8 protein-coding genes are annotated in these 8669 nt (G+C 34.9%); 1 reads left to right on the forward strand and 7 read right to left on the reverse strand.

The genetic code is table 11. The annotated features are described in order from the left end of the window. Positions 1 to 149 precede the first annotated feature (149 nt). A complete protein-coding gene (locus BA768_RS21295) occupies positions 150 to 305 on the forward strand; it encodes a hypothetical protein (protein ID WP_165571775.1) in 156 nt (51 codons plus the stop codon). A gap of 116 nt (positions 306 to 421) precedes the next feature. Here BA768_RS21295 and BA768_RS12215 read toward each other — a convergent pair whose 3' ends face one another. The 7 genes from BA768_RS12215 to BA768_RS12245 form a co-directional block, all read right to left on the reverse strand. Continuing rightward, positions 422 to 1069, reverse strand: a complete 648-nt coding sequence (locus BA768_RS12215; protein ID WP_065720971.1) for a J domain-containing protein — start codon at positions 1067 to 1069, stop codon at positions 422 to 424. 448 nt (positions 1070 to 1517) lie between these two features. Further along, the gene (locus BA768_RS12220; RefSeq protein ID WP_065720978.1) at positions 1518 to 1793 is read right to left on the reverse strand and encodes a hypothetical protein; all 276 of its coding nucleotides are present in this window, start codon (positions 1791 to 1793) and stop codon (positions 1518 to 1520) included. Between the two features lie 116 nt (positions 1794 to 1909). Beyond that, complete coding sequence (locus tag BA768_RS12225) at positions 1910 to 2245, reverse strand: hypothetical protein (RefSeq protein WP_034675418.1); 336 nt, start codon at positions 2243 to 2245, stop codon at positions 1910 to 1912. A gap of 11 nt (positions 2246 to 2256) precedes the next feature. Beyond that, a complete protein-coding gene (locus tag BA768_RS12230) occupies positions 2257 to 2835 on the reverse strand; it encodes an RNA polymerase sigma factor (RefSeq protein ID WP_034675417.1) in 579 nt (192 codons plus the stop codon). A 253-nt stretch (positions 2836 to 3088) separates the two neighbouring features. After that, positions 3089 to 5092 (reverse strand): S9 family peptidase, encoded by a 2004-nt coding sequence (locus BA768_RS12235; RefSeq protein ID WP_065720972.1) that lies wholly within the window; start codon positions 5090 to 5092, stop codon positions 3089 to 3091. A 182-nt stretch (positions 5093 to 5274) separates the two neighbouring features. Beyond that, positions 5275 to 7605, reverse strand: a complete 2331-nt coding sequence (bglX, locus tag BA768_RS12240; protein ID WP_065720973.1) for a beta-glucosidase BglX — start codon at positions 7603 to 7605, stop codon at positions 5275 to 5277. A gap of 186 nt (positions 7606 to 7791) precedes the next feature. Then, positions 7792 to 8499 (reverse strand): prolyl oligopeptidase family serine peptidase, encoded by a 708-nt coding sequence (locus BA768_RS12245; RefSeq protein ID WP_065720974.1) that lies wholly within the window; start codon positions 8497 to 8499, stop codon positions 7792 to 7794. Between the last annotated feature and the right edge of the window lie 170 nt (positions 8500 to 8669).

Below are 8669 nucleotides of genomic sequence, written 5' to 3' on the forward strand. Positions count from 1 at the left end.
TCATTTAGACCTATCGTTTTGGATAAACATTTTTAATCAAAACCAAAGAAATTTATATCATAATCCTTTACAAAACCGCTTGAAATCAACGTTTAAAGCAAATGAAAAATTATTTAATTATATTTATTCTAAATTAATATATTTGCAGTATGAATACAATTATTCCGTTCAAGGTACCTGCGCTTACTCCCGCTTATAATTTTAGCTATGAAGAAGTTTCATGTGGTGATAAAAAGTCTTGCTGTAAGAAATTTAAAAAAGGTAAAAGATGTAAGAAATGCCCGGGAAGAAAGAAGATGGCTTAAAGCTGGGTGCTGAATGATAGATGCTAAAAGTTTGCAATTCGGAAACTTCGAGTTCTGAATTTTAAATATTAATTTCGAACCTTGAATCTAAGATCTTGAATTTCGAATATTGAACGCTACGTAAAGTTGCTGATTAAAAAATACATCGCCAAAGCTAAAATCAACAGTGCAAAAAATATTCTGAAAATTTTCGGATGCCCTTTAGGATTTGTAACGCTATTTGGCTGTGATCTGAATAGTTCTTCTGCCCTGTCTCTGAATTTTTCGCCATCAGATTCGAAGACCTCAGTAATTGTAATTCCCTGAACGACTGTTTTGTGCAAAAGCGAATTGGTCGCATGAAGCAAAATCTGAAATTTCCCGTCTTTGAATTCTGTAATTTTAAAAATCCTTTCTCCATACGCTTTTTCAAGTCCGAAAGGTAAAACTTTTACTACATCCGCGTTGCTGGTCTGCCAATTGACAATAATCTCCTCTCCCTTTTTTGCATGAATCTTATTTGCCGTAAAAGTCTTTATCGACGGCGGAACATTATATCTGAAACTTTTCTGGTGATTTTCTAAATTCTGATCGTACGTTTTTCTTCGGCTTCGGTCGCTTAATGTTTCATACGCTTCCTGAATTTCCCTGAAACGGTCAGCAAAAAAATCGTCGTTTTCGTTTTTATCGGGATGATATTTTAATGAAAGCTTTCTGTAAGATTTTTTGATGTCTTCTTCTGAAGCATCATGAGAAATCCCGAGAAAATAGTAGTAGTCTTTCATTTAGGCTAACAAAAATAAGGAATTTGTCATTGCGAACAAAGTGAAGTAATCTGTTTTTAACGCAATGTTCGCTAAGGTTTTTTTTAAAATGATTGAGAATATTTTTCGGTCGCAAAGGCGTTTCACTCAGCAAAGACATGGATTCTTAGCTACGAATGCACAAATGCAATTGTTTTGCTTTTTATTTAAGTATAGTTTCAGTATTTTAAAAATTTTGTGAAAATTTGTTTTCAACTAAAAAGTAAAAAATCAACAGTCTCTTTATCATTCCGGAGGAATCTATAGTGTATTATTTTCAGCATGTTGAGATTCCTGCGGAATGACAAATAAACCGTTAAAACTATTGTAGCACAATAATTTACGAGTGTAGAAATTCGTGTATTCGTGGCAAAAAAATTCCGACACATTTTTGCGCCGGAATTTAACAATTTCAATTTAGTTTAATATTTTATGCTTCCGCAAATTTTTCTTCTTTTCTGTCGAAGTTTTTGTGACAGCATTTTGAAGCAAATTCTTTCTTGAACTTTCCTTTCAGTTCCTGATATTGCTCTTCATTCATTTCTCTGATTTTATCAGCCAAGCCGAATGGAGATCTTTCTTTAATTCCGTATTCTTCAAAAATACCTTTTACGAATCTTTTTCTTTCAATTACTTTTTTGGCTATTACGGCAACTCCTGCAACAGCAACAGCTCCTAAAACACCTTTTAATACTGAATTTTTCATTTTCTTAATTTTAAATTTTACTACTAACATTTTGCCTCTCTGAGGCTTTTTTATATAGACGAATCCGCTTTAATTTTTACTTTACTACTTCCAAAAATTTTAAATGATTCGATGATTTATTTATTTCTGTTGAAAAATCCGCTTTCGCAACGGCTTCTCCATACTTCTTTGAATTTTTCACGTTCTTCCGGTGACAATTCGCGCATTCTTTCACGCATCTTTTTTTCTTTCAGCTCACGCATTCCCTGTCCGAACTTCCCGTGAAAACCTCCAAAAAGAATTTTGCTTAAAACAAGGATTCCCATTGCCTGCCAAAACGTAATCGATTTCACACCTAAAATTTCAGGCAAAAGACAGTTCCAAAGCAACATCACGATATAAGATACTGCAAGGAAAATCAGTGGTGGACAAACTAAAAAAAATATCCAACCTTTTTTATATTTATTATTCATTTCTATTATTTCTAATTATTTAAATCTTCGTATAACTTTCTCAATCTGTTTCTCAAATGCTTTACTGCATAATTTTTTCGACTGATGATGGTTTTGATATTCTCTCCCTGTTCATCGGCGATTTGCTGTAAAGTTTTATCGTTTAGTTCATTTTCTGTATAAACTAATCTCTGCTTTTCGGGGAGTTCTTCCAATGCTTCAAAAAGTTTTTTCCAGATCTCGTCCTGAAACATTTTCACTTCGGGACCCGCACTTTCATCCATCAACAAAATATCTTTTATAGAAAACTCACCATCCTCATCTTCATATACAAAATCTTCAAGGTTTTCTGTCTTTTTCTTTCGGTATTTATCGGTGATTTTGTTGGCGGTAACTCTGTACAACCAACCCCCGACATTCACAATTTCTGAGAGATTGGTAAGACTGCTGAACTGATACCAGACTTCCTGCAGAATATCTTCTGCATCTTCGGTATTCTTCACTTTGGGACGAATGAAAGACATCAGTTTTCCACCGTAGTTTGATACGGTCTGAGAAATAATGTTTTCCTTTTCCTTCTGTGGCATTGGTACTTTTTCGACAATCTCCATATTGATATGACGACTGTGCTTTTTGTTTTACTTTAATAAATTTAAAATATTTTTTTGAAATTTCGATTTTTCTTTTGTTTATCAGTGTTTTTTAAACACGAATAGCAAAAATATTTCTTCACGAGTTTCACAATTTTAAAATTCCTGTATAAGATTGGTTTTACTCTATCATGATTAGTGCTTATTTGTGTTTAAATAAAAAACGGAAAGCAAAAAATGCTTCCCGTTTAATTAATTATAAAAATTGTCAGTCTTATTTCTTAAAATTCTCCGCAAAAAATCCTAACATTGATTTATAAAATTCAATTCTGTTGGGTTCTTTTCCGAAACCGTGCCCTTCATCATATTTTACCATGTAAGGTACTTCAAATCCCTTGTTTCTTAAAGCTTTTACAATCTGGTCAGATTCATTGATATTCACTCTCGGGTCATTTGCTCCCTGAACAACAAATAATGGTTTTTTAATCTTATCAATCTGAAAAACGGGTGAAACTTCTTTTGCTATTTCAGCTTCTTCAGGATTATCCAGATCATACCAGATTTGTTTTACCATTTCTTTGTAAGGCTTCCAGTATTCGGGGAAAGAATCGAAGAAGGTAAAGATATTTGAGACACCTACGTAATCAACTCCGCAAGAATATAAATCCGGAGTTTTAATTAACCCCATTAAAGTTGCATAACCTCCGTGACTTCCACCATAGATTGCCACTTTATTTTTGTCGATCCAACCTTGCTCAATTGCATATTTTACTCCGTCTTCCACATCATCCATCGCTTTACGGCCGATCTGCTTATATCCTGATTTCTGAAATTCTTTTCCGTAACCACCTGAAATTCTGAAATTAACCTGCAATGTAGCGTATCCTCTACTTGCAAACAATTGTGTTTCAGGATTGAAACCCCAATCATCTCGGATTCCCTGCGGTCCGCCGTGAGGATTTACAATCAAAGGAACTTTTTCTCCTTTCAAGGCTGCTTTCGGTAAGGTAATATATCCGTGAATGGTAAGTCCGTCTCTGCTTTTGAACTCAATAGGACGCATTTCCGCCATATCTTCTTCTTTTAGCTGAGGCATTAAATCAAAAAGAAGCTTGGTTGTTTTGGATTTCGTGTCGTATTCATAATATTTACCATACAATTTATCGCTATCAACAACCACCAACAATTTTTCGTTTTTATCATCTGAAGAAGCAATACCAAACTGTTTATCACCAAATTCAGAAGTCAGCTTATCATGAATTTCCTTATAAAACTTGCTTACCGGAATGGTTTCGCTTTTAATTCCGTTATAGCTGATGTAATCCAGTTCATAATTTCTGTATTTTCCAGCCTGTGATATCGAATAAACATCAAAAGTCGGGTTTGAATATACTTCTTTAATCAAAGCATTTTTCTTCAGATCATACAATACAATTCTGGATTTATCACTGTCGATATTGGTTATCAAATAAACTTCATCCTTATTTTTAGAATTGTCATTAAAACCTATTACACTAAAGGTATCTTTCCAGTCAGTTGCTTTAATAAGATTAAATTTACCGGTCTGAAGATCTTTATAATAAAGCTTGGTAGTCAAACCATTTTCAAGAATTGTATAGCCTCTGAGATTGCCTTCTCTGTCGAAAAGATAATCATCAATCGGACTTTTTACATCTTTGTTTTCATACAGCTGGGTCATTTCACCTGTATTGAAATTGATTCTGTAAGGTTCAAAAATCTGTTTATTGTTCTTATTCATCGTAACAATTACAAATTCTGTGTCTTTGATCAATCGTACAGAATTTAAAGTAATTCCTTCGTACGGAGTAAGATCTTTCAGGTTTTTCCCGTCAATATCAGCTGCATACAAATGAATATTTTCGTTTCCGCCTTTATCTTGTGTGTAGTAAAGACGCTTTTTATCGAGCCAGCCGTAACCTCTGATGAGATCATCTTTTTCAACCAAGGCTTTGGTAATTTTACCCGATTTTAAATCTTTCACATAGACATGGTTTTTGCTGTCCTTATCTTTTTCTTTGTAGGATAAATACTGTCCATCAGGAGAAATTTTAAATTGTGAAGCTTTTGGTCTGGCAAAATAATCTTCCACTTTATACTTAAAATTACCTTTATCGTAAGATATAAGCTTATCAATTGTTGCTTTCGATGAAACCAATGTCGGATCGCCCGGCAATTTGTTTTCAGTAGTTTGTGCATTCATCATGAGACTTGTTATTACCACCTGTGTAATACCGAAAATTTTGGAATGTAGATTCATATTTCATGGATTGGGTTAAACGATATTATATAAGACGTTTCAAATGCATAAAACGTTACATCATTTATCAATGATTTGTGAAATTGCTTTATTTGAAAGGTATTACATTATAAATATAAAGAAAATAAAAGCCTTGCAAATATTTAAACTTGCAAGGCTTATTTTTTATAATTAAAATCAAATTATTTTGTCCAGTTTATTTTCGAATGGCTTACCTGCTCAGAGTTTGTACCAATCATGATATCAAATTCTCCCGCTTCCCAATCATATTTCAAATTTCCGTTGTAGAATTTCAGTTGTTCCGGAGTGATGTCGAAAGTAACTTTTTTAGATTCGCCTTTTTTCAACATTACTTTCTGGAAACCTTTCAATTCTTTTACCGGTCTTGTAATCGTTCCTACTAAATCTCTGATGTAAAGCTGAACAATTTCCGCTCCGTCATAATTTCCGGAATTCGTTACCGTAACCGAAGCCTGAATCGTCTGATTTCCTTTTGGATTGGCGTTTGAAACCGTTACATCAGAATAATTGAATTTAGAATAACTTAAACCATAACCGAACGGATACAATGGCGTATTGCATTCATCCATATAGTTGGAACGGAATCTTTGGTATTCACATTTATCAACCAACTTCTGGTCTAAAGGACGACCCGTATTTTTAGCATTATAATAAATCGGCACTTGTCCTAAACTTCTTGGGAACGTCATAGGCAATTTTCCTGAAGGATTAACTTTCCCGAAAAGAACGTCTGCAATGGCATTTCCAGCTTCTGAACCCGGGAACCATGCATTTAAAATCGCATCAGGTGTATCTTTTACATTCGTTAACGCCAAAGGACGACCTGTAAATAATATCATCGCAATTGGTTTTCCTGTCTTTTTTAATTCGTTTAACAAATCCACCTGAGACTGAGGAATCGTGATTTCTGTTCTTGAAGAAGATTCACCGCTCATTTCCGCAGATTCTCCGATCGCTAAAACGATAACATCGGCTTTGTTGGCAACGTCAACTGCTTCTTTTAATAAAGCTTCTTTTGAACGATTGTCTCTGTCGGTTTTCTTACCGTGTGCTGCATAAATGTCTTCTAATTTAGCATCATAATCAATGTTTGCTCCTTTTGCAGAAAGGAATTTCACCTCTTTACCATAATTCGCTTCAAGACCCTGCATTAAATTAACAGAAATAGCGTGTTTTGTAGCCACACTCCATGTTCCTGCCATGTTCATTGAGTTGTTTACTAAAGGACCAATTACTGCAACCGTTCCTGTTTTTTTCAGTGGTAAAACCTGGTTTTCGTTTTTCATTAAAACCATAGACTGAGCAGCAGCGCTTCTTGCAATATTACGATTTTCCATGCTGTACACTTCTTTTGCAGCTAACTTTGCATCTCCGTGTTTGTAAGGATTATCAAACAAACCTAAATCATATTTTGCTTCAAGAATTCTTCTCGTTGCCATATCGATTTCGGCCTGCGTCACTTTCCCTTCAGATAAAGATTTTTTAAGTGTTGTTAAAAATCCTTCACCTACCATATCCATATCGATTCCTGCTTTCAAAGCTAAAGCTGAAACTTCCTGAAGATTACCCATTCCGTGGTCGATCATTTCGTTGATTCCTGTATAATCAGTTACCACAAAACCTTTGAATTTCCATAGATTTCTTAATACTTCGGTCTGCAGCCATCTGTTTCCGGTTGCCGGTACTCCATCTACTTCATTGAAAGAAGCCATTACCGAAGCTACACCCGCATCAACTGCCGCTTTATAAGGGGGAAAATATTCGTTGAACATTCTCACGTGGCTCATGTCAACAGTATTGTAATCTCTACCCGCTTCACCGGCTCCATACAATGCAAAATGCTTTACACAAGCTAAAATATTGGTTCCGTTTGCCAAGTCTTTTCCTTGGTAACCATAAACCATATTTTTAGCGATTTCACTTCCTAAATAAGGATCTTCACCCGAACCTTCGGAAACTCTTCCCCATCTTGGCTCACGGGAAATATCTACCATTGGCGAGAATGTCCAGTTGATTCCGTCTGCTGCTGCTTCTTTTGCTGCTACTCTTGCGGATTGCTGAACCAGATTCATGTCCCAAGAAGCTGCTAAACCTAATGGAATCGGGAAAGTTGTTTCGTAACCGTGTATTACATCCATCCCGAAAATCATCGGAATCTTCAGACGGCTGTTTTCCACTGCCACTTTCTGAACGGCTTTGATTTTATCTGCTCCTTTTATATTGAAAAGTCCACCGACTAAACCTTGCTCTACTTTTTTTCCGATGTCTGAATTTTTAGCCAGACCCGTCGTAAAATCTCCTGAACTTGGTAAATTTAATTGTCCGATTTTTTCGTCTAAGGTCATTTTAGCTAAAAGTGCATCAACAAAAGTCTTTTTCTTCGACTGGTATTGTGCAGTCTGATAAGACTGAACAGGCTTTGTTACCATTTCCTGCGCCGAAAAAACAGGCGCTAATGCTAACGTGGCTATTACAATTAACTTTTTACTCATAACTTCTTCATTTTTTTAAGGAATTCGTGAATCTTCGATTTCATACGTCTTCTTCTTTAAGTATATTTCTTTTTTGTTTTTCTTTTTATATTTTATTTTAAACGCAAAGTTCGCAAAGATTTTTGTTTAAAATTGCCCTGCATATTTTTTGTTCGCAAAGGCGTTTCATAGAATATTTACGATAAATTATTTCTCTTTTCTTTTTGACAACATCCATTCGTATAAAGCAGGATTTGAGTAGGTTGAATCCCATGAATTGTGATTATCATTCGGGAAAATCGTTAGTTCTGCTGATGGATTGACAGGATGGAGTTTTTGGTAGAAATTAAATGCATTTTCAGGTAAAACAACATCATCCATTCCTCCGTGGAAGATTTTCATATTGAGATCTTTATACTGATGAATATTCGCATACATCACACGATCTGTCGGTGCGCAAACTGAAACCACGGAAGCAAACATTTCGGGATGCTCCATTGCTAATTTTAATGTTCCCCAACCTCCCATCGAAAGCCCTGTAAGGTAAATTCTGGAAGCATCAATTTTGTATTTTCTCTGAATTTCTTTGATTAAATTATAAATACTTACCGTGTCCCACCATTCATTTTCAGGACATTGTGGTGCTAAAATCGCCACAGGTTCTTTAATTAAATTCTTGTAGGTAAACGGACTGTGCGCTTTTACTTTTTCCAAATCGTTTCCTCTTTCTCCTGAACCGTGAAGAAAGACAATCAATGGAACATTTCCTTTTACTTTCTGAGGGTAATCTAAAATGTAGGAAATTTTTTCCTGTCTTTTAATTTCTTTGTTGAGTTCGGCTTTTATTTCCTGAGCGTTTAGGCTTAGGGAAAATGGAAGAAGTAAAAGCGGTAGATATTTTAATTTTAAACTCATCTTTCTTTAGGTTTTGGCTAAAGCCGTTTGATTTTATTTTTTTATTTAAACGGGCTAAAGCCCGTTTCTATTGATGTTTTTATCTATAATCTTATCCTTATGAATGCTTGAATCTTGACAAAACTTTGATTTGTTGTCTGAATATTTTAGCCCCGATCGCAGCAAATGTT

It is taken from the genome of Chryseobacterium sp. CBo1 (assembly GCF_001693475.1).
GTDB lineage: Bacteria > Bacteroidota > Bacteroidia > Flavobacteriales > Weeksellaceae > Chryseobacterium > Chryseobacterium formosense.

Coding starts and splice junctions, on each gene's coding strand:
- BA768_RS21295 (WP_165571775.1), top strand. CDS start 150: ATGAATACAATTATTCCGTTCAAGGTACCTGCGCTTACTCCCGCTTAT.
- BA768_RS12220 (WP_065720978.1), bottom strand. CDS start 1,793: ATGAAAAATTCAGTATTAAAAGGTGTTTTAGGAGCTGTTGCTGTTGCA.
- bglX (WP_065720973.1), bottom strand. CDS start 7,605: ATGAGTAAAAAGTTAATTGTAATAGCCACGTTAGCATTAGCGCCTGTT.
- BA768_RS12245 (WP_065720974.1), bottom strand. CDS start 8,499: ATGAGTTTAAAATTAAAATATCTACCGCTTTTACTTCTTCCATTTTCC.
- BA768_RS12230 (WP_034675417.1), bottom strand. CDS start 2,835: ATGGAGATTGTCGAAAAAGTACCAATGCCACAGAAGGAAAAGGAAAAC.
- BA768_RS12215 (WP_065720971.1), bottom strand. CDS start 1,069: ATGAAAGACTACTACTATTTTCTCGGGATTTCTCATGATGCTTCAGAA.
- BA768_RS12225 (WP_034675418.1), bottom strand. CDS start 2,245: ATGAATAATAAATATAAAAAAGGTTGGATATTTTTTTTAGTTTGTCCA.
- BA768_RS12235 (WP_065720972.1), bottom strand. CDS start 5,092: ATGAATCTACATTCCAAAATTTTCGGTATTACACAGGTGGTAATAACA.